The sequence below is a fragment of the Oxynema aestuarii AP17 genome, assembly GCF_012295525.1.
Lineage (GTDB): Bacteria > Cyanobacteriota > Cyanobacteriia > Cyanobacteriales > Laspinemataceae > Oxynema > Oxynema aestuarii.
In genome coordinates this window covers 986,010-1,007,109 of record NZ_CP051167.1, presented here as the reverse complement: position 1 = coordinate 1,007,109, position 21,100 = coordinate 986,010, and the positions used below count along the sequence as shown (strand labels likewise).

18 protein-coding genes and 1 pseudogene are annotated in these 21,100 nt (G+C 46.2%); 12 read left to right on the top strand and 7 right to left on the bottom strand.

Going from position 1 to position 21,100, the window contains the following annotated elements; genetic code table 11:
* Nucleotides 1-108 precede the first annotated feature (108 nt).
* The 6 genes from scpB (at nt 109) to HCG48_RS03970 (ending at nt 8,725) form a co-directional block, all read left to right on the top strand.
* Nucleotides 109-735, top strand: a complete 627-nt coding sequence (gene scpB / locus HCG48_RS03995; protein WP_168568001.1) for an SMC-Scp complex subunit ScpB — start codon at nt 109-111, stop codon at nt 733-735.
* Between the two features lie 394 nt (nt 736-1,129).
* Nucleotides 1,130-2,074, top strand: a complete 945-nt coding sequence (locus HCG48_RS03990; RefSeq protein WP_168568000.1) for a hypothetical protein — start codon at nt 1,130-1,132, stop codon at nt 2,072-2,074.
* Nucleotides 2,075-2,451: 377 nt separating this feature from the next.
* Nucleotides 2,452-4,401, top strand: a complete 1,950-nt coding sequence (locus HCG48_RS03985) for a CHAT domain-containing protein (protein ID WP_168567999.1) — start codon at nt 2,452-2,454, stop codon at nt 4,399-4,401.
* Nucleotides 4,402-4,599: 198 nt separating this feature from the next.
* A complete protein-coding gene (locus HCG48_RS25395; protein ID WP_210437169.1) occupies nt 4,600-6,612 on the top strand; it encodes a CHAT domain-containing protein in 2,013 nt (670 codons plus the stop codon).
* A 62-nt stretch (nt 6,613-6,674) separates the two neighbouring features.
* Entirely contained in the window at nt 6,675-8,279 is a 1,605-nt protein-coding gene (locus HCG48_RS03975) for a CHAT domain-containing protein (RefSeq protein WP_168567998.1), read from the top strand.
* Between the two features lie 203 nt (nt 8,280-8,482).
* Entirely contained in the window at nt 8,483-8,725 is a 243-nt protein-coding gene (locus HCG48_RS03970; protein WP_168567997.1) for a hypothetical protein, read from the top strand.
* 155 nt (nt 8,726-8,880) lie between these two features.
* Here HCG48_RS03970 and HCG48_RS25755 read toward each other — a convergent pair.
* Nucleotides 8,881-9,204, bottom strand: a pseudogene (locus HCG48_RS25755) (type II toxin-antitoxin system RelE/ParE family toxin).
* A complete protein-coding gene (locus HCG48_RS03960) occupies nt 9,204-9,473 on the bottom strand; it encodes a ribbon-helix-helix domain-containing protein (RefSeq protein ID WP_168567996.1) in 270 nt (89 codons plus the stop codon). The pseudogene HCG48_RS25755 and the gene HCG48_RS03960 overlap by 1 nt, the downstream one beginning before the upstream one ends.
* A gap of 179 nt (nt 9,474-9,652) precedes the next feature.
* On the opposite strand from HCG48_RS03960, the gene HCG48_RS03955 reads away from it, so the two are divergent.
* From HCG48_RS03955 to HCG48_RS03945, 3 genes are read left to right on the top strand one after another with little or no spacing between them, the layout of a single operon-like run.
* Nucleotides 9,653-9,964, top strand: coding sequence for a DUF433 domain-containing protein (locus tag HCG48_RS03955; RefSeq protein ID WP_168567995.1), 312 nt, complete (start codon nt 9,653-9,655; stop codon nt 9,962-9,964).
* Complete coding sequence (locus tag HCG48_RS03950; protein WP_168567994.1) at nt 9,957-10,292, top strand: DUF5615 family PIN-like protein; 336 nt, start codon at nt 9,957-9,959, stop codon at nt 10,290-10,292. Before HCG48_RS03955 ends, HCG48_RS03950 begins: the two co-directional genes overlap by 8 nt.
* The gene (locus tag HCG48_RS03945; RefSeq protein ID WP_168567993.1) at nt 10,279-10,656 is read left to right on the top strand and encodes a hypothetical protein; all 378 of its coding nucleotides are present in this window, start codon (nt 10,279-10,281) and stop codon (nt 10,654-10,656) included. The genes HCG48_RS03950 and HCG48_RS03945 overlap by 14 nt, the downstream gene beginning before the upstream one ends.
* A gap of 14 nt (nt 10,657-10,670) precedes the next feature.
* Here the strand turns inward: HCG48_RS03945 and HCG48_RS03940 are convergent, their stop codons facing one another.
* On the bottom strand, nt 10,671-11,237 hold the full coding sequence (locus HCG48_RS03940) for a Uma2 family endonuclease (RefSeq protein WP_168567992.1): 567 nt from the start codon (nt 11,235-11,237) through the stop codon (nt 10,671-10,673).
* Between the two features lie 25 nt (nt 11,238-11,262).
* Here HCG48_RS03940 and HCG48_RS03935 point away from each other — a divergent pair, with 25 nt between their 5' ends.
* Nucleotides 11,263-11,598: a hypothetical protein gene (locus tag HCG48_RS03935; protein WP_168567991.1), complete on the top strand. Its 336-nt coding sequence runs from the start codon at nt 11,263-11,265 to the stop codon at nt 11,596-11,598.
* 55 nt (nt 11,599-11,653) lie between these two features.
* Entirely contained in the window at nt 11,654-12,052 is a 399-nt protein-coding gene (locus tag HCG48_RS03930; protein ID WP_168567990.1) for an endonuclease domain-containing protein, read from the top strand.
* Between the two features lie 55 nt (nt 12,053-12,107).
* Here HCG48_RS03930 and HCG48_RS03925 read toward each other — a convergent pair whose 3' ends face one another.
* The 3 genes from HCG48_RS03925 to HCG48_RS03915 all read right to left on the bottom strand — a co-directional run bounded on the left by HCG48_RS03925 (nt 12,108) and on the right by HCG48_RS03915 (nt 17,135).
* Nucleotides 12,108-12,329 (bottom strand): hypothetical protein, encoded by a 222-nt coding sequence (locus HCG48_RS03925; RefSeq protein WP_168567989.1) that lies wholly within the window; start codon nt 12,327-12,329, stop codon nt 12,108-12,110.
* A gap of 74 nt (nt 12,330-12,403) precedes the next feature.
* Nucleotides 12,404-13,201 carry a peptidylprolyl isomerase gene (locus HCG48_RS03920; protein ID WP_246259886.1) on the bottom strand — a complete coding sequence of 266 codons (798 nt, stop codon included), beginning with the start codon at nt 13,199-13,201 and terminating at the stop codon, nt 12,404-12,406.
* 67 nt (nt 13,202-13,268) lie between these two features.
* A complete protein-coding gene (locus tag HCG48_RS03915; protein ID WP_168567988.1) occupies nt 13,269-17,135 on the bottom strand; it encodes a C2 family cysteine protease in 3,867 nt (1,288 codons plus the stop codon).
* Between the two features lie 110 nt (nt 17,136-17,245).
* On the opposite strand from HCG48_RS03915, the gene HCG48_RS03910 reads away from it, so the two are divergent.
* Nucleotides 17,246-18,265, top strand: a complete 1,020-nt coding sequence (locus HCG48_RS03910) for an IS4 family transposase (RefSeq protein ID WP_168571696.1) — start codon at nt 17,246-17,248, stop codon at nt 18,263-18,265.
* Between the two features lie 55 nt (nt 18,266-18,320).
* Here the strand turns inward: HCG48_RS03910 and HCG48_RS25380 are convergent, their stop codons facing one another.
* On the bottom strand, nt 18,321-20,957 hold the full coding sequence (locus HCG48_RS25380; RefSeq protein WP_246259884.1) for a DUF4114 domain-containing protein: 2,637 nt from the start codon (nt 20,955-20,957) through the stop codon (nt 18,321-18,323).
* Nucleotides 20,958-21,100: the final 143 nt, after the last annotated feature.

Sequence of the window (21,100 nt, the reverse complement as noted above, 5' to 3'; positions counted from 1 at the left end):
CATCAGCTTTATCCCCTACACGAGCGATCGCCCTTTTCATCTAAAATCTAAAATCTAAAATCTAAAATCTAAAATCTAAAATCTAAAATCTAAAATCTAAAATCCCCTATGACTCGTTTGGCGACCACAATCGAAGCAATTCTCTATTTAAAGGGTAAACCGTTATCTCTGGCCGAGATCGCCGAGTTTGCTCAATGTGACAAAGAAGATGCTGAAGAAGCTTTGATCGAGTTGATGGGCGATTACGCTCACCGCGAGAGTGCGTTGGAAATTGTCGAAAGTAATAAAGGATATACCCTTCAACTTCGCGAAACGTTTCAAGATTTAGTACATAGTTTAATTCCCGCCGAATTAGGGGTCGGGGCGTTGCGAACTTTAGCGGCGATCGCCCTCAAAAAAGGGTCTATGAGTCAAACCGAATTAGTCGAGTTACGCGGTTCGGGAGCGTACCAACACGTTCAAGAATTGATTCAACAGGGTTTCGTTCGACGTCGCCGCCAATCTGACGGGCGTTCTTATTGGTTGCAAGTGACCGATAAATTTCATCAGTATTTCCAAACCGAACAACTTCCGCAACAGCTTCAACTTCCCCTGACGAGCGATCGCGATGAAGAAGCGGAAAACGGGCTGGAAAATCCCTCCGAAACCGCTCCCGAAACCGCTCCCGAAACCGCTCCCGAAACCCAAGCAACCGCAGCCAACCCCGCACCCGTCGGTCCCCTTCCCGAAGGGTAAAAAGGACGGCGAAGGGTCGCTATAGAGGGGAATTGAGGGCGATCGAACGATAACTTAACGATAACTTACCGTTGCAAAACCCAGGGGGAATTTTACCCGCAAATTCACGGAGTTCCTCGGATTTATCCCTCGCAAATTGATAGGTTTCTTCACATTTGCCAAGTTGCGAAAGACCTTCAATAGAATAGATTCAGCGAGAGAGACATTCTCGGCGATCGATCCAAAACACTCGAAGAAAGTTGGATTTTAAGAGTCCGTCCCTTGCTGAAACTGTTTCGCTTGCGTGTCGTTACTTTCCAGAGTGGTGACATTGATAAATCCTTGAGAATAGCCTTTCTCAATTCAGGGCAGATCGAGCAACTTCACCATCATCGAACCTTTGGGTTTTGCACTCATGAAATTGATCCTTACTCCGATCGCGATCGCTGTCATGTTTTGCCCGAGGGCGATCGCCATTCCTCTCGATCTCGAACGCGAACGCGAACATTTCGACCCCGAACCCATATCAATTCAACCCCTCCGCATCGGACAAGCGACGCCCCCTCCCGATTCTACTCCCTCGTCTTCTCCCGGTTCCTTACACCGCAAACAGGGGAACGAACAGCGCTTTCAACCCCAGCGCGTACCGTTTCGTCCCCGTCCCAACCAAGGCAAACCCTCCGCCGCCGCCTCTCCCGGCATCACAATTATGAATCCTTCCGGTTACGGCGCTTCGTGGGGAACCCTCGGTATTGGTTTGGGTTTGCAAGAACGCACCCGCTTTACTGAAGATGCAGATGGGGTGATGGGGATTGGTATGGGATTCGGCGACCCGCGTAAAAATGTTGGGGTGGCCCTCGGCGTCACCGTCACCGACCTGTGGGGAGATGCCTTTGAGGATGGCACCCTCAGCATCAAACTGCACCGCCGTTTACCCGCAGACTTCAGCGTGGCGGCTGGAGTACAAGGGGCCGTGCGCTGGGGTGAAACCGATGGCGGTTCCTCGGTTTACGGCGTCGTCAGCAGGCGCTTCGCTTTGCAAGAGGACCCATCCAAACCCTTGAGCCAATTATTTTTATCTGTCGGTGTCGGCGGCGGACAATATCGAACCGAAGACCAAATCGATGATGGGGTCGATACGGTGGGTCTGTTTGGGTCCGCCGCCTTGCGGCTTTACGAACCCGTCAACGCCGTGGTGGAATGGACCGGACAAGATCTCACCGTCGGTTTATCGATTGCACCCTTTCGCAATGTTCCCATTGTGATTTCTCCCGCTTTGACCGATATCACGGGCAGTGCAGGGGATGGAACCCGCTTTATTTTGGGGATCGGTTACGGTTTTTCTTTCGATCGCTTCTAGATCGCTTCTCACGGATCGTTCGGGTGGGGTCGCGACCGTCAGGGGCGATCGCCTCCCGGGTGCATGTCTCGATCGCTCGTTTCGGGATCGGATTTTCTTGTAAGATAAGTAAACAGCGTTAAACAGCGTTTCAACTGTTTTAAAACAGCTAGAACTTACCGCGTTCTCGACTGCGTTAACCATGGAGGGAACGCGAGGGTATAAATAAGTGGCGCCTCTCTAAATTTATCTTGATTTATGCGATCGCATCGAGCCTGACTGAGCCATGAAGAAAGCGATAGATCGCGTGTGAATTGGGTCATGTTTGGGTGTGTTTGTACGGTGACTGACCATCGTCAATGGTCGTCCTTTCAATCAATTTAAACGGGAGTCTTTTTATGTATTCGCTTCGATGGTTTCTTACTCCGGCGATCACTTCATTTGGCGTCATTCTGTTGTCTCAATTTCCCACAATTGCTCAAAATCAAAGTGACGTAACCGGACCGAATGTCGATCCTCCTTTAAATCAAAGTGACATTACCGGACCGCAACCTATTGAAATTTCACCCATCGACCTCATCGAACCCCTCGAAACCGAAGAACCTAACAATATTATTGACGAAACTCCCCCAGTAGACGACGCGATCGTTGACAATCCTAACCAACAGCAACCTCAAAATAATTCAACCCCCAATAATCCCATCGATACTGTCCCAGTTGACAACGATTCCGACAGTCCTGGATTGCCTGTTTCCGATGGCAATGTCGTTCCAGAAAATCCGACTGATTTTTCGGAGAACCCTCAAAATAATTCGGGAGAGCCATCGATCGCCGATTCGACTACAACAACTGAGAATAGTTCTGAAAATATAGACAATATCGATCGCAATAATTCCGTACATGTAGAAACTTCTCGACCGATAGAAGCTTCTATTTTAGATGCTTTCTTCGGAGATGAGAACACCGAACTCGAAGTCGATCGCCAACGGTACGAAAATTTAGTGGCTCAATCGGACATTCCGACAACCCTACAACTTTTTGAGGAATTTTATGCTCTCGAATTTAGCAACTTTTTAGGCATTGAATTATTTGGAAAAGTTGCCCAAGTCGATGAAATTGCCGCCAAACTTTATGAAATGTGGCAAGTCACTGGGAAAAAAGCCGCTTTTTTGTATATTTCCTCCTATGAAGACCGTCTCGAACTGTTGTTAATCCCTCCGGTTCCTCCCTTAGATGGAAGCGAAATCACCCCCGTATCGCGATTAAAAACTATTCCCAAGCAACAACCGACGATCGCCCAAGGGTATCTCGAAGAAGTAATTTCTCATAGTGAAAGACATGTGATTCCTAACTTGTCTTCTGAGATTGTTTCTAAAGAAATTGGTCTATTTCAGAATGCCATTACCGATCCGAGAAAACGAGGATCGAGTCAGTATTTACCCCACGCCCAACAACTTTATCAATGGTTTGTCGATCCGGTCAATGTCAGTTTGCAAGAAAAAGAAATAGATATTCTTGTTTTAGCAGTCAATCAAGGATTGCGATCGGTGCCTTTTAGTGCCTTACATGACGGCGATCGCTTTTTGATTGAAAAATATGCTTTGACTTTAGTGCCGAGTTTTGGACTGACCGATATTAGTTTTGTGGACTTTCGCAACTCCCCGATTTTAGCGATGGGAGCTTCGGAATTTAGCGAGTTGAATGACTTACCTGCGGTTCCCTTGGAGTTAGAGGAAATCGCCAATAGCGGCTTGCCTACCGATGCGTTCCTTAATGAAGGCTTTACGGTGGAAAACTTTCTCCAACAAAACGAAAATAAACAATATCGCGGCATTCATATCGCCACTCATGCGGAGTTCAGACCGGGAGCACTGTCCAATTCTTATATCTATTTTTACAACAATAAAATTGGACTCGATCGCCTGAGAAAAATTACGGATCGATTGGGATGGAATTTAACTACGACACCCGCGATCGAGTTACTGACTTTAAGTGCGTGTCGGACGGCTTTGGGAGACCCCCAAGCTGAATTAGGTTTTGCGGGATTGGCGGTTTTGTATGGTGCAAAATCGGCTTTAGCGAGTTTGTGGTATGTCAGCGATGAGGGGACATTAGGCTTAATGGGAGAATTCTACAATCACTTACAAAATAATCCCTTAAAATCGATCGCCTTGCAGGAAGCACAATTAGCAATGTTGAGAGGAGAAACTTATTCAGAAAATGGATTGCTGCATTTTTCCAACGGGCAGACCACTGCCTGGGAAGACGAGACAAAGTCTCAACAGAAATTCGATTACTCCCATCCTTATTACTGGTCTGCCTTTAGTTTAATTGGGAATTGGAATTAGGCGATCGCTCTTACGGGGATAAGGGGCGATCGTCTGGTTTTAAGAAATTTACATATCTTTTAAGAAAGCGATCGCCCCAGACTCCCGAAAAACTGATAGGATGCGATCGCGGCTTCTCAGGATTCACACGATACGCCGAAGGCGTCACGAAGCTATCGACGCCTCGATTCCAAGACAGCAAAAGGCAAAGGATACTTCATGAAACCCGGCTTTTTCTGGTGGAGAGCGATCGGCAGTTCCGCGATCGCTTTACTGCTCTTCTACATCACTCCAGCTCGTCCTCAAACGGGCAATCAATCCGATATCACAGGTCCGACACCGATAGAAATTACCGAACCGGAAGAGTTGCTAGCACCTGACGAAGAGGATCCGCTACTGGAAGAAGACCCGCTACTGGAAGAAGATCCATTTTTAGAAGGGGAAGACCCATTTTTAGAAGAACCGCCACCCCCCCCAGAAGAGGGACTGCAACCCCCACCGGGAGAAGGGTCGCAACCCCCAGGAGAAGGGTCGCAACCCCCACCGGGAGAAGGACAACAACCCCCATCGGGAGAAGGACAACCCCCACCGGGAGAAGGACAACAACCCCCACCGGGAGAAGGACAACGACCTCCCGGAGAAGGACAACAACCCCCACCGGGAGAAGGACAACGACCTCCCGGAGAAGGACAACGACCTCCCGGAGAAGGACAACAACCCCCACCGGGAGAAGGACAACAACCCCCACCGGGAGAAGGACAGCGACCTCCCGGAGAAGGACAAAGACAACCGCCACCGCCGAGAGACGAACGCCGACCGGAACCGCAACTCGAACCGCCGCCACCCGCCGAACAACCGCCACCGCCGCAGCAGTCAGAAAATCAACCGCGAGAAGCGCAAAAACAGGAACCCGTATCCCAGCAACCGGGGGGACGAGAAGTCGATCGCCCCGCCTATGAAGCCCAAATACAACAAGCGGATATTGGCGTGGCGGTTCAGACCGTCGAAGAATTTCAAGCGGTCGAGTTTCAAGATTATTTAGAGGTCGATCTCTATGGAAACGTGCCGTCTTACGAAGAAATTTCGCGCACGTTAGGGGATTTAGAGCGAATGACCGCTCAAAAAACTGCTTTTATTTATGTTTCCGCACAAAACGAGCGTTTGGAACTTTTGATGGTGACGGCGCCCTCCGACGGGGATTCCACGGCAGCGATCCAACGTTATCCCGTGTCGGGGGTATCGCGCGATCGGGCAGTTGAGACCATTGCAGATTTTCGCAAAGAACTCTTTAATCCAAAACGGCGCAGTACCCGAAATTATTTAGAGTATGCCCAACAACTGTATCAGTGGATCGTGGCACCTATGGCCGCCGATTTAGCCGCCAAAAATATCAGCAATTTAGTATTTTCGATGGATTCTGGCTTGCGAACGATTCCATTAGCCGCCCTGCACGATGGCGAACAGTTTTTGATCGAAAAATATGCAGTTGCTTTAGTTCCCAGTTTTGGTTTGACCGATGTCAGTTATGTCGATATTCGTAATACGCCTGTATTGGCAATGGGATCGGAAAAATTTAATGGCTTGCCTGCTTTGCCTGCGGTTCCATTAGAAGTTTCGAGTATCTTTCAAATTCCTTGGTTCGGCGAAGGTTTTATTAACGAGCAATTCACCCTCGATAATTTTAGAGCGCAAGCGGCAACCCGAAACTTTGGGGTGATTCATTTAGCCACTCACGCCGAGTTTAAACCGGGGAGATTGGAGAATTCTTATATTCAATTTTTCCAGAAAAAACTGAATTTACGCCAATTCCAAGAATTAGCCCAAGAATTGGGCTGGACTTCTGTAGAAAATCCGCCAATCGAACTGTTAGTTTTAAGTGCCTGTCGCACGGCGTTAGGGGAAGAACAAGCGGAATTAGGTTTTGCTGGATTGGCGGTTCTTTCTGGGGTCAAGTCGGTGTTGGGGAGTTTGTGGTACGTCAGCGATGCGGCAACTTTGGGATTGATGAGCGAGTTTTACCATCATTTAAGGAAAACGCCGATTAAAGTCCAGGCGTTACGAGAGTCCCAGTTAGCGTTATTGCAAGGGAAAGTTGAGGTAAAAGATGGGTTGTTATATCTGTCTACTGGAGAAACTTTGGCACTTCCTCCCGAACTGGCTCAGTTTGAGGGAATTGATTTTTCTCATCCCTATTATTGGTCGGCGTTTACTTTAATTGGCAATTGGAATTAATCGCCTTGGGAAGGGCGATCGCTTGACTTCGACTACCTTTTCGATGAGTATCGATTTGAACGATGAAAATACATCGAATCCTTTGGGTAATTATCGTTACTGGTACAGGGTTGGCGATCGCGACTTGTCCGGGATTGACACAAACGGGAAATCAATCGGATATTACCGGACCGAATATGTCGGATATTACCGGACCGGATCTCGAAGATTTCGGATTTGATGAAGAGTTTTACGAGGAATTTGACGAGGAATTTGACGAGGAATTTGATGAGGAATTTGATGAGGAATTTGATTATTTTGATGATGAAATCGATCGCGGCGAATATGAAAGTCAACTCGAACAACTCGAAATTGATATTTCCCTCGAATTTATAGAAGAATACCAGGCGATCGAGTTTAGCGACTATTTAGGCGTCGATTTATTCGGTGAAATTCCCTCCCTTGAAGAAATCGCTAAAACGTTGTATGACTTGTGGCAAACCACCGGACAAAAATCGGCATTTATTTATGTGACGTCCCGCGATCGATCGTTAGATATCGTCACCGTTTTTCCCGATGAATCTTTATCTCAAAGTTTAGTTTCTTCTAGGGTAAAGCATCCAGAAATATTAACAAATATTTTTACTCAAGACCGACAAAAGCAATTTACGCAAAAAGCGATCGTTCCCGATGTCGATCGCCAAAAACTTTTAGCAGATGTAACGAAATTTCGCCTACAAATTCTTTCTCCACAATATAGAAACTCGCAACAATATTTACCCCTTTCAAAAAAACTATATCAGTTACTTATTGCGCCGATTGAAGATCGACTAAAAGCAGAAAATATTCAAAATTTAGTGTTTTCGATGGATTCCGGCTTGCGATATCTGCCTTTAGCCGTGTTGCATGATGGCGAACAGTTCCTGATTGAAAAATACGGCGTTTCTTTAGTCCCCAGTTTTGGTTTAACCGACATCACTTATGTAGATATTCGCGATCGTCCCGTGTTGGCCATGGGGTCGGCGAAGTTTGAAGGCTTGCCTGCCCTTCCTGGAGTCCCTTTAGAAGTAACAAATATCTTAGAAATTCCTTGGATGGGGGAAAGTTTTATTAACGAACAATTCACCCTCGATAATTTCAAACAACAAGCTGCCAGTCAAAATTTTGGAGTGATTCATTTAGCTACTCACGCCGAGTTCAAACCGGGGAGATTGGAGAATTCTTACATTCAGTTTTTTGAAGACAAATTAAACTTAGTTCAATTTCGACAATTAGCCCAAGAATTGGGCTGGACTTCTGTAGAAAATCCGCCAATCGAACTGTTAGTTTTAAGTGCCTGTCGCACCGCGTTAGGGGAAGAACAAGCGGAATTAGGTTTTGCCGGATTGGCGGTTCTTTCTGGGGTCAAGTCGGTGTTGGGGAGTTTGTGGTACGTCAGCGATGCGGCAACTTTGGGATTGATGAGCGAGTTTTACCATCATTTAAGGAAAACGCCGATTAAAGTCCAGGCGTTACGAGAGTCCCAGTTAGCGTTATTGCAAGGGAAAGTTGAGGTAAAAAATGGGTTATTATATCTGTCTACCGGAGAAACTTTGGCACTTCCTCCCGAACTGGCTCAGTTTGAGGGAATGAATTTTTCTCATCCCTATTATTGGTCGGCGTTTACTTTAATTGGGAATTGGAATTAGCAATTTCGGTGCGTTACGGCGGGATTTTGGATCGAGCAAATTATTTTGGTAAATGATAGCCGCCTAACACACCCTACCAAGCGATCGCCCCTCAAAAAAACGATCGCATTTCTGGGAGGGCGATCGCTCTCTGAAAAAAAACAGGGGATCGAGCGGTAATGTAGGGGCGATTCGCGAATCGCCCCTACAACAAATCCCGCTTTTTGGAAAACGATCGCACTCTGGGAAAAAGAGGCGATCGCATTTCTGGGAGGGCGATCGCTCTGAGGGAAAAAAGGCGATCGCCCCTCAAAAAAACGATCGCATTTCTGGGAGGGCGATCGCTCTCTGAAAAAAAACAGGGGATCGAGCGGCAATGTAGGGGCGATTCGCGAATCGCCCCTACAACAAATCCCGCTTTTTGGAAAACGATCGCACTCTGGGAAAAAGAGGCGATCGCACTCTGAGAAAAAGGCGATCGGATTCTGGGAAAAAAGCGATCGCACTCTGAGAAAAAGGCGATCGGATTCTGGGAAAAAAGCGATCGCACTCTGGGAAAAAGAGGCGATCGCTCTTTCTCCAACCCCCGAAACAAATTTAGCCTTGGATATTGCCCAAAGCCTCACTCCTCATCTCCATCATCTAAAATAGCCTCAATGTCCCTTGCTCCATGAATCACCCGGATAATTTCCACGCCAGTATCGGTAACTCGGTAAAAAACCAGATACTTCTTAAACCCTTTAATTCCCTGCTGCCGAATATCTGCCAAACCAGGATTAAAAAATTAGCAGATTTTCCCCATTCCTGGCATTTTTCCCAGTTGTTGAAAGGTACTTTCTGCCGCCCGTAAAAAGCGATCGGATGCATCCAAGTTATCTTCAGCGATGTAGGTAGCCAAATCAATTAAATCACGGATGACTTGCGGGCGTTTACCAACGTTGCTCATCAGTCCTCAGTTGGCTGCGAGCGTTTGGCTAATCTCTCACGTACCGCCGAGCGAATATCTTGCCAATCTTGCGGTGCGATCGCCGTTGCAGTTCCCGATTCGAGACCTTCCAACAACAGAGTTTCCAGCCTTTCCGTAGCTTTGCGCTTCTGGTCTTGACGCACCAACTCCCGGAAATATTCGCTCAAGGTGCTATACCCCTCCTTTGCCACAACCTCTTCCACATACGCTCGCATCGAGTCAGGTAAAGAAATGTTGATACTTTTCATAAGCCTCAGTTCGTGAACTTTCTGACTCGATTATGGCAGTTTTTGCCATTTTTTGCCATTGACGGGATTGGATGTGGGAGAAAGGCGATCGCACTTTATAAACTCAACAGCCCTCCGGAAACCGTTTCTCGTGTTAAACTAATCCTTAACCACAGATAAGCTCATCAAAAAAACAGCGTATGGAAATGGTAATTACCGAACATATTGAAATCACTCCCGGTGTTTGTGGCGGCAAACCAAGAATTGCAGGGCATCGGATTAAAGTACAGGATATTGTTATTTGGTATGAAGAAATGGGGATGTCTCCAGATGAAATTCTGTACCACCATCCATCGATCTCATTAGCAGATGTTTATGCAGCTTTAGCATACTATCACGACCATCGAGAAGAAATCAGGCGGCAACTTCGAGAAGATGAAGCATTTGCCCGCGAGATGCAGGCACAGACTCCTTCCCTTCTTCAGGAAAAATTAAAGCATCGAAATGCCTAAAACAATTCGGTTTCATTTAGATGAAAATGTCAGCAATGCCATAGCAGAGGGTTTGCGACGGCGAGGCATTGATGTAACCACAACACCAGAATCCGGTCTTATCGGCGTGTCAGATGAGGAACAAATCGCTTTGTGTAGAGAACAAGAGCGAGTCATTTTTACTCAAGACACAGATTTTTTGCGAATGGCGCAAATAGGAATCAGTCATCGGGGAATTATTTACTGTCAGCAAAAGACTCGCTCGATAGGCGATATCGTGCGCGGGATAACTTTGATTTGGGAATATTTAGAATCGGAAGAGATTCAGGATAAAGTTGAGTTTATTTGACGAGAAAGTTCAGCTTAGAGGAGGAGAAGAGATCGCACTCTGGGAAAAAGAGGCGATCGCATTTCTGGGAGGGCGATCGCATTCTGGGAAAAAAGGCGATCGCCCCTCAAAAAAACGATCGCATTTCTGGGAGGGCGATCGCTCTCTGATGGGAAAAGGGCGATCGCTCTCTGAAAAAAAACAGGGGATCGAGCGGCAATGTAGGGGCGATTCGCGAATCGCCCCTACAACAAATCCCGCTTTTTGGAAAACGATCGCTCTCTGCAAAAAAGGCGATCGCACTCCGGGGAAAAAGAAGCGATCGCATTCTGGGAGGGCGATCGCATTTCTGAGATTTAGGCAGTTCTCCCTCACTGGAAGCTAGATAAAAAACGGACCCTATTCTTCATCCTCAAATATTACCGGCCAAAGTTCTTCCACGACTAATTCCCATTCAGGGAGTAATTCTGGCACAGTTAAAATATCACCATTGCCCAAAGTTTGTACCGAAGTATCGGGACGGTAAACTTCGACTAGGCAAGTATCCGGGTCAATTAAGATAGCAACTTGTACGCCTTGTTCGAGATAAACCTTAATTTTTTCCCGCAGTTTTTTGATGCGATCGCTTTGAGATTTAACTTCTACAACTAAATCGGGAACGAGAGTAGCAAAATAACGAACGCTTCTGGGGAGGCGACTGCGCAAAACAAAAGATACATCGGGTGCTTTCAGGTCACTATTGGGTAAAATAAACCCACCAGCAGAGTCAAATACCCGACCGAGACGGCGGGGTTTGACCCAATTGCTTAGTTGACTGGCAAATTCGACGGAGACTTCACTGGCGATAAGATCCGATGGATTTTTAATAATAATCCTACCTTCTTCCAGTTCGAGTTGGCAGTCCAAACCAGCGTCGCTGAGGATTGACTCAATCCGTTCCACGTCTTTTATAGTCATCTCAGGCATAGTGGAGAACTCCAATTGCGTTCTGATGATTTATTGTAACAAGAAAAGAGCGATCGCTGTCTTGGAAAAAGGCGATCGCTCTCTGGGAAAAAAGCGATCGCTCTCTGGGATAAAAAGGCGATCGCTCTCTGGGAAAAAAGCGATCGCACTCTGGGAAAAAGAGGCGATCGCATTCTGGGATAAAAAGGCGATCGCACTCTGGGAAAAAGGCGATCGCATTTCTGGGAGGGCGATCGCTCTCAATCGAGATGTAAATAAATTAGCCCCCCTTTCCAAGGGGGGTTGGGGGGATCCCACGCCCGATCGCCTCTTAGTAGTGTCGCCGGAAATCCCCTCCGAAAGAAGAGTCAATCTCCACTAAAATAGAAATAAAACTATCTCAATCCCTATCATTCATCGAGAAACCAGGGGGTATCGTGACAAAATTTACTAACTCCCAATTTCACCTGCCCTACAATCCAAAACTTGTCTCCATTGCTAAACAAATGCGGCAAAACCCCACACCTGCCGAGAAAAAACTTTGGCAGGATTGCTTGAGAAAATTTCCCTTGCGTATTTTGCGACAACGCCCCATTGATAATTTTATTGTTGACTTTTATTGCGCGAGTTTGAAGTTGGTTATTGGAATTGATGGCGAGAGTCATTTTACCCAACAGGGTCAAGACTATGATGAAGAGAGGACGCGAATTTTAGAAGGATATGGGATAACAGTAGTTAGGTTTACCAATGTTGATGTGTTGCAGAATTTTGAGGGTGTTTGTCGGCAGTTAGAGCGTTGGATCCCCCCAACCCCCCTTGGAAAGGGGGGCTTTTAAGAGAGGCTGTTGTTTGTGGGAAAAAGGCGATCGCTCTCTGGGAGAAAATAAGCGATCACATTCTGGAAAAAGAGCGATCGCTCTCTGAGGAAAAAGGCGATCGCTCTCTGGGATAAAAAGGCGATCGCTCTCTGGGAAAAAAGCGATCGCTCTCTGGGATAAAAAGGCGATCGCACTCTGGGAAAAAGAGGCGATCGCACTCTGGGAAAAAGAGGCGATCGCACCGATTAAAAGCTTGTAGGGTGGGCAGGGCGACTAGACTGGATGCTGGTAACAACTGATTCTATAACCCTGCCCACCCTACTACTAACACACCCTACCAAGGCAAAAAAACGCTTTCTTTAAATTCAATTACTTAACCTCTAGTTTAATTTCCAAGCTTTGTAATTTTTCTTGTAGCCATTGCTCAAATAATTGATTTTGCAGTTCTTGTTTGAGTTTAGGATCGTCTAGAGAAGCATCGAGGAATTGTTCGACGCGAAATAATCCGTAATTTTCGTCAATTTCTAGCGGCCCAATAATTTCCCCAACCGGAGAAAATTCTATCGGATTTTTGAGGATATCGGGCAAGGTGCCACGACTGACCGGGCCCATCATACCGTTCACTACACGATCGTCCGTAATCGAATATTCTCTAGCGAGGGTTTCAAACTTTCTGGGGTCTGCTAAGAGTTCTTCGTTTAATTTTTGGGCGAGGGCTTTATCGTTGAGGATGATGCGGGAGAGAACGACGCGATCGAAAAATTGTTTTTGCGTTTTAAAATATTCCTCGATTTTGGGTTCGCTAATCTTAGCTTTTAGCTTATCTAGTTTCAGGTCATTGGTGATTCTCTGGCGAAAATTCACATAACTGATGCCATTTTTCACCAGCCAATCTTGAAATTTGTTCTGGTCAAGTAATTGATTATTTAGGCGAAAATTTAGAATGGTTTGTTCTAATTCCTCTAGAGCAATGTCAATGGATTCCAGTTCATCCAGTTCATGGGTGAGAATATATTGGCGCAAGATTTCTGAGAGAAATAGGCCAAATTTACCCGACGCTTTCAGATAGCCAATGGCTTGACTCAGAGAGATGGTCTGATTGTTAATCGTTAAAAAAGGGATAGAGTCCATATTTTTCCGCTGTTCACTTTCCAAGAATTCCGGCAAGAGACTGAGAAAGCATTATCCCAGTCTCTTGCCACCTAACTAGGGACAATAGGTGGCATGAATCACCTTAACCGTTCACTCTCCAATAGCGAAAATATGTTTTAATCTCGTTCCAACTCATTTCTAATATGCCCGGTTTGAAAGCGGAGTCACCGGGTTCTGTTCCGCCATCTAATCCCCAAGGATTAAACAGTTTGAACTTCCCAGTAGACTGATTGTAATCAACCATTGTGTAAGCATGACTAGAAACAACAGGAGAGCCATGTGTGGCCTCTTTGCCTAAAGAGCTAAAGTTAACTAATTTGCCAAAATTAAAGGCGGTGACAACGCTACTAGCTGTAGATGATGAAATGGAATGCCGGGTGCCACTTTGGTTGTTAATGTGAGCCACTGAAACATTTGTCCAACCACCTTCAATACCTTTGTAAGAATTGAGTCCGTGAAGGTCAATTCCTTCGTCTGTTGTGTACCGCTTCATCCAACCCGCTTCATTCATTTGAGCATAGGCTTTTTCTGCTAAAGCGACCCACAACTCATTGTTGGAATTTTTGTAAGTATGGCCATTACCCACTCCAGCAAAAGGAAGCGATCCATTGTTTTTATTGGTCGGTAAATAGCGATCGACCGTTACATAGTCAACCTGACCATTATTATAGAAACGCACGGTATAAGTGCGGTTTCCATCCTCGTCAATACCATTGTCAATAAACATATCTTTAATGACGTTAGGTGTCTTCTGGGCAACAGCGGCTAATGAGGCTAGGTAGTAACAATCTCCAACGGCTCCTTGTTTTATATCTTCGTAACTGATGCCATTTTGGAAAAGTTGACCTTCTGCATAACGATACTCAACGTTGGATGCACTGCCGTAAGAATACTCTCCTTTGGGTAACGGATGATCTTGGCCTAAGAAGTGCTTTTTAATCAGCTTGCCAAGATGTTCCCCACTGCTGCCAGCTTGTAAGTTACCTAGATAAGTGCCTCGGTAACTCTTGTTGGCTGGGTTTCCGTGGGAAATCTTGGTGGACAAGATTTGCACATAATCGGGCATTTTAATGTAGTCTTTGTTGCTGGTTAAAGTTTGCAGGTCGGCAAATTCGTAAGCATCGACTACCCCACTGTCTGTAGCATTGATGAAGATATCAATCATATCTTTGCGATCGAGTTCACCATCTTGGAAGCGCGATCGGGCTAAAGAACGAATTGCCGCATCTTTAATGTTCTGCTCAAACCAATCATTGATAACTGTTGCTTTTGTGGAAACATTAAATTTAGTCCACTCACTCCAGCCGTCAACGCCATCACTGGTACGGACATGCAATCCATCAATACCGGCTACTGCACCGCCAACAAAGCGAACTGTATCCAACTTATCCGCATCTACATAGAAGGTTTGACCGGCTGCCTGTTTGACACCATTGACCGTGAAATAACCACTGGTACTGCTGCTGTTGCCATCGAAGAAGGCATAGCGAGTCATGGTATCTCCATCCGCATCAGTGACACTGAAGGATAGTTTCATGGATTCATTAGCATTCACGGTTTGGTCACTGGCTGTCACCACTGGATTAGAACCACTTTGAGTTTTCATCAAGTAGTCTTGCCAGGTACTCCACCCGTCAATTCCATCAGTGGCAGATACATATACTCGATCGTTACCAGCCACAGAACCGCCTACGAACCGAACTGTGTGTAGTTGGTCTGCATCTACATAGAAAGTTTGGTGGGCTGCTTTTTTGACACCATTAACTGTGAAATAACCGCTGGTGCTGCTGTTGTCACCATCAAAGAAGCGATAACGAGTCATGGTATCTCCATCGGCATCAGTGACGCTAAAGGATGGTTGGATACTTTGATTGCGCTTCACGGTTTGGTCAGTAGCACTGACAACGGGCTTAGAACCACCTTCAGTTTTCATCAAGTAGTCTTGCCAGGTACTCCACCCGTCAAGTCCATCAGTGGCAGATACATATACTCGATCGTTACCAGCCACAGAACCGCCTACGAACCGAACTGTGTGTAGTTGGTCTGCATCTACATAGAAAGTTTGGTGGGCTGCTTTTTTGACACCATTAACTGTGAAATAACCGCTGGTGCTGCTGTTGTCACCATCAAAGAAACGATAACGAGTCATAGTATCTCCATCGGCATCAGTGACGCTAAAAGATGGTTGGATACTTTGGTTGCGCTTCACAGTTTGGTCGGTAGCACTGACAACGGGCTTAGAACCACCTTCAGTTTTCATCAAGTAGTCTTTCCAGTTACTCCAAGCACTGCCATCATAGGCTCGGGTGTAAACATAATCGTTGCTGTTGCTGCTGCCACCAACAAAGCGAACGGTATTGAGCTGGTCTGCATTTACATAGAAGGTTTGACCGGCTGCCTGTTTGACACCATTGACGGTGAAATATCCGCTGGTGCTGCTGGTGTTGCCGTCAAAGAAGGCATAGCGAGTCATGGTATCTCCATCGGCATCAGTGACGCTAAAGGATGGTTGGATACTTTGGTTACGCCGCACTGTTTGGTTATAAGCGGTGACTACGGGAGCCCGGTTGACTTTTTGAGTGGTAATCGTGGCATCATTGGAACCCCAAGTTTGACCATCGTAAGCCCAGATGCGAATTTGGTCTGTCCCTGTTGCGGAACCGCCGACAAAACGCACGGTGTTTAACTTGTCAGCATCGACAAAGAATGAGCTAGTCTGTTTGACTCCATTGAGAGTGAAGTAGCCACTGGTGCTGCTGGTATTGTAATCAGAGAAATAGTAGCGTGTAATTTGATCGCCATCGGGGTCACTGACATAGAAACCAGGATTGATACTCGAACCAGAGTTCACGGTGCGATCGTATGCGGTGACTACCGGCGCCCGGTTGGCTTGTTGAGTGGTAATGGTCGCATCGTTGGAACCCCAAGTTTGACCATCATAAGCCCAGATGCGAATTTCGTCAGTTCCGGCTGCCGAACCGCCGACAAAACGCACGGTGTTTAGATTGTCAGCAGCTACAGAGAATGAGCTAGTCTGTTTGACACCATTGAGCGTGAAATAGCCACTGGTGCTGCTGGTATTGTAATCAGAGAAATAATAGTAACTGATGCGATCGCCATCAGGGTCACTGGCAGAGAAACTCAGACTGTTACTCGAACCAGAGTTTACGGTGCGATCGTATGCGGTGACTACCGGCGCCCGGTTGGCTTGTTGAGTGGTAATGGTCGCATCGTTGGAACCCCAAGTTTGACCATCATAAGCCCAGATGCGAATTTCGTCAGTTCCGGCTGCCGAACCGCCGACAAAACGCACGGTGTTTAGATTGTCAGCAGCTACAGAGAATGAGCTAGTCTGTTTGACACCATTGAGCGTGAAATAGCCACTGGTGCTGCTGGTATTGTAATCAGAGAAATAATAGTAACTGATGCGATCGCCATCAGGGTCACTGGCAGAGAAACTCAGACTGTTACTCGAACCAGAGTTTACGGTGCGATCGTATGCCGTGACTACGGGAGCCCGATTGACTTGTTGAGTGGTCATCGTGGCATCTTTATATCCCCAGTCTTGACCATCATAAGCCCAGATCCGAATTGGGTCTGTGCCTGCGGCGGAACCACCAACAAAACGCACGGTGTTTAACTTGTCTGGGTCTACATAGAATCCGCTAGTTTGTTTGACACCATTGACGGTGAAGTAACCGCTAGTGCTGCTGCTGTTGTTGTCAGAGAAATAGTAATAACGGATTTGATCGCCATCGGGGTCGGTGACAGAGAAACTCAGACTGGTACTCGAACCAGAGTTTACCGTTTGGTTATAAGCTGTAACGACTGGGGCTTGGTTAACTTTTTGAGTGGTAATTATGGCAAATTGAAGTCCCCAGTCTTGACCATCATAAGCGCCGATGGAAATTTTGTCAGTACCAGCTACGGAACCACCAACAAAACGCACATTGCTGAACTGGTCAGGAGTCAGAAGTGTTGAATGTTAAGAGAAATTTGACAAAAAAAGTCCCTAATCAAGTAAAATAGGGGCAATATTTCGATAAATACTTAACAATGATTGTATCAAACTTTCCTGAAATTCTCCAAAAACATCTAAGTCATCTGCCCCAAGACGATTATCCAGTACTAGACACTTTCAAGTTTGTCTCAATTTGGCTAAATTTCATTTTAGACCAGAGTCAAACAACGATGAGAAGTTTGTTTAAAAGACTAAATATTCGCGGAGAATCCGTAGATATATCAACCTTCTCAAAAGCCAGTAAAACTCGTAGTCCAGAAGTTTTTCATCGATTGTGGGATGAATTGAAAAAAGAAGTAGCCAAAAAATCCCAAAATTCAGATAAAGAGTTGATGATATTTCCTTTAGATTCAACCATTATCACTTTGACGAGTAAACTCTTATGGCATCAAGGATATCACCAATTGAAACTGTTTAGTGGCATTAACTTAGTGACAGGAAACCCAGGAGGAATATCAATTCATTTGGGTCAAGGACACGATAGCAAATATGGAAATGAAACGATAGAAGCCACGCCGGAAAACGGAGTCGCCGTAATGGATAGAGGTTTTTGCAGCTTAGAAAGAATTGCCCAACTTCAAGCTCAAAAAAATCGCTACTTCGTCTTGAGAATCCGAAAAAACATTAAATTAGAAATGTTAGAGAATGGGGAATATTTAATGGGGACAGGAACAGCACAAGTACAAGGAAGAGTAGTAATGTTTTGCGACCGGGAAGAAAAAACTGAATTTCGCTTAGTGACGAATTTGCCAGAGACAGGAGAAGGAGGAATAAGTAACGAAGAAATTGGTGAATTTTATCGACTACGCTGGCAAATTGAATTGCTGTGGAAGTTCTTGAAAATGCACTTAAAGTTGGATAAATTTATCACGAAAAATGTGAATGGAATGGAAATCCAGATTTATTGCTGTTTAATCGGATATCTAATTTTAAAATTAGTAAAAATTAACCAAGAATGGGGTTCATCATTATTAGATAAGTTGCGATATTTACAGGCTTTTATGTGTGAAAAGATTAGTTATGTCCACTGGTTTAGAGAGCTAGTTTTCCATCACTGAAATCAGCTTTTCATAGGATTCTTGTATCTATTTTATGCTAATTCATTAGTACCGTTCAACACTTCTGGTCAGGAGTCACAGAGAAGAGATTGGTTTGTTTAACCCCATTGAAAGTGAAATAACCACTGGTGCTGCTGCTGTTGTTGTCGTAGAAATAGTATTGGGTGATGAGATCGCCATCAGGGTCATTCACATAGAAACTCGGACTAATACTGGCACCGGCATTCACTGTTTGGTTATAAGCCGTAACTACTGGTTCTTGGTTTAAAAAGTAGGATCCCGGATTACCAACTAAACCGAGTTCTTCCCAGACAGGATCGATTTCCCGTTTGATATCCCAAACGTTAATCACCTCATCCTCAGATACTACATCTGAAATATGAGAATCATCTTCTGAGTCATCTATCTGAGTATCTTCTGCGATCCATATATCAACAAATTCTTCTTTAATTTCTTCCTCTGTAATAACGGGATCGTCAATTGTCAAAGGAACATCAGGCACATACTCATCATCCGTGTTTTCTTCGTCTAAGATCGGGTCTTCGATGACTACATCATCTAGATCGGAATCATCATCATCAACTACTGGGTCGGTATCATCTTCATCAACTACCGGGTCGGTGTCATCTTCATCAGTAGAATCATCATCAACTACTGGGTCGGTATCATCTTCATCAACTACTGGGTCGGTGTCATCTTCATCAACTACCGGGTCATCGGGGTCTTCTGGCTGTTCGTCAATCGGTTCTTCCGGTTGTTCCGCTACCGGATCATCGGGGTCTTCTGGCTGGTCATCAATCGGCTCTTCCGGTTGTTCCGCTACCGGATCATCGGGGTCTTCTGGCTGTTCGTCAATCGGTTCTTCCGGTTGTTCGGCTACCGGATCATCGGGAAGTTGTAAAGTAACATAATCAATCAATTCCTTACCTATATCACTCGTGCGCCAATCCTTCTGTGGATCGACCACATCATCTATGTGAGCCGCAACGCCTTTCGCTCCTCGCACTTGGAAGATAATATCGTTGTAGTCGCGATCGGTACCCGCATCGACGCGCAAATCTTCCCAAGCAAAGGCACTTCCATCCCCAGTAATATCGGCAACTTGGCCGACATGATACTCGTCATCGGGATTGGCGGTGGCGAGGGAAAATAGGGGACGACTGGCACCACCGATGTCGGGATCGTTCGCCACGCGGTCGATCGCCCCATTCGGAACCATCATGACAAAAAACTTGTCCCCGGGGCGCATGGCAAAGGTTTTCACCCCTTGATAATCTCCCCGATTCCACTGGCGTTCGCCGAGGGAACCCTCGAATTTTGCCCCTTGGCTGAGGTCGTCGATCGCAATGTGACCCAATTCTGACTCACTTAAGGCACGGCGAGCCGCCTCTTGTATAAATTCGACCGAACCCGGTTCGTACTCTTCCATTCCGGACAAACTGACGATCGCCACCTGTCCCTGATAGCGTCCGCCATCGAAGAGGTAGTCAATACCCACTTCACCGCTTTCACCCACGGTGAAGGTGCCTACGTCAAAATTAATCGGCGATTCGCCAGTATCGCCATCGACCACCGGATCGCTGTTATTATTTCCGGTCTCCTCCGTCGCCGCATCCTCACCAGAACGGTTTTCGGTTGGATCGCTCAACTCGGCTTCCGTCTCCTCATCGCTGCTATCGGAACCCTCTTCACCGGAATTCTCTTCCAGAGGGTCGGTTAATTCTGCTTCGCTTCCCTCATTCTCATTACTACTATCGGAATTATCCTCAGTCGTCCCTGCTTCGTTATCGTCACTGGCTACCGGGTTATCGACGTCGGACTCGGAAGACGGATCGGAATCAGGTTCTAAGGTATCTTGCGGATTTTCTGCGATCGCCTCCGGTTCCGGATCGGACTCACTTTCATCTTCTCCCGCCTGTTCGGAAACCGTTTCGTCGCTTGCCGTCACTTCGTCAGTTTCACTGTCAGAACTGACCGGATTGTTGGACATCCCTCCCATTTCGGTCGGAGGTTCCTCACTATCCGTGCTTAGATCGTTCCCCTCTTCATTAACTGAGCTCTCAGTGGAGTTTTCAGGACTTTCACCATCTTCTAAATCTGAATCTCCCTCATTGATGACCTTATTCTCACTTTCTACAGTGTCGCTGTTGTCTTCAAAATCAGAATCAATTTCACTCTCGTTTGAATCTAAATCATTCTCATTTACAATTGGCGATGAGTTCGTTGTTTCCTCACTTGCCTCATCTTCACCTAAATCTATATTTCCATCGTTATTCTCGCTAGACCCCGAAACCTCGTCCCCTGCCTCCGTTTCCGCTTCGCTCTCCATCCCCGGATTAATGAGCGGATCGGGTTCCAAATCCCCGGTCAGACCGCTCCCCTCCTCACTGATGGGTTCTTGGGTTACCGGATCGAGATCGGAATCCGTCGTTAACCCTTCTTCACCGACATCGATCCCGGAAAATGAACTACTCTCCGCTTCATCCCACGAGTTTGCCGTTGGATAGGGGTTGAGATTCTCATTCGATTCTCCACCGATCGCGCCCGTTTGATTCAACGAACTCTCTGGTTCACTCGATCCGCTCTCCGGTTGACCTACGGAGAGCAGATCTTGTTCTAACCCATCGAGTAAAGGATCGCCGCCAAAACTTTGGTCGAGAGGATTGTTGGTCGAGATGCCATCGGACGTCATGATAATTATCCTTGTTGCTGTGGGACACAGTCAGAAAACAATCAGAAAATAGACAGGCGGCATGGTTCGGTCGGGATCGAGAGAGATCGATCGCCCTATGTCATATTTATTGGGAGCGTGGCTGGCAAATTATGCAGCCAGAG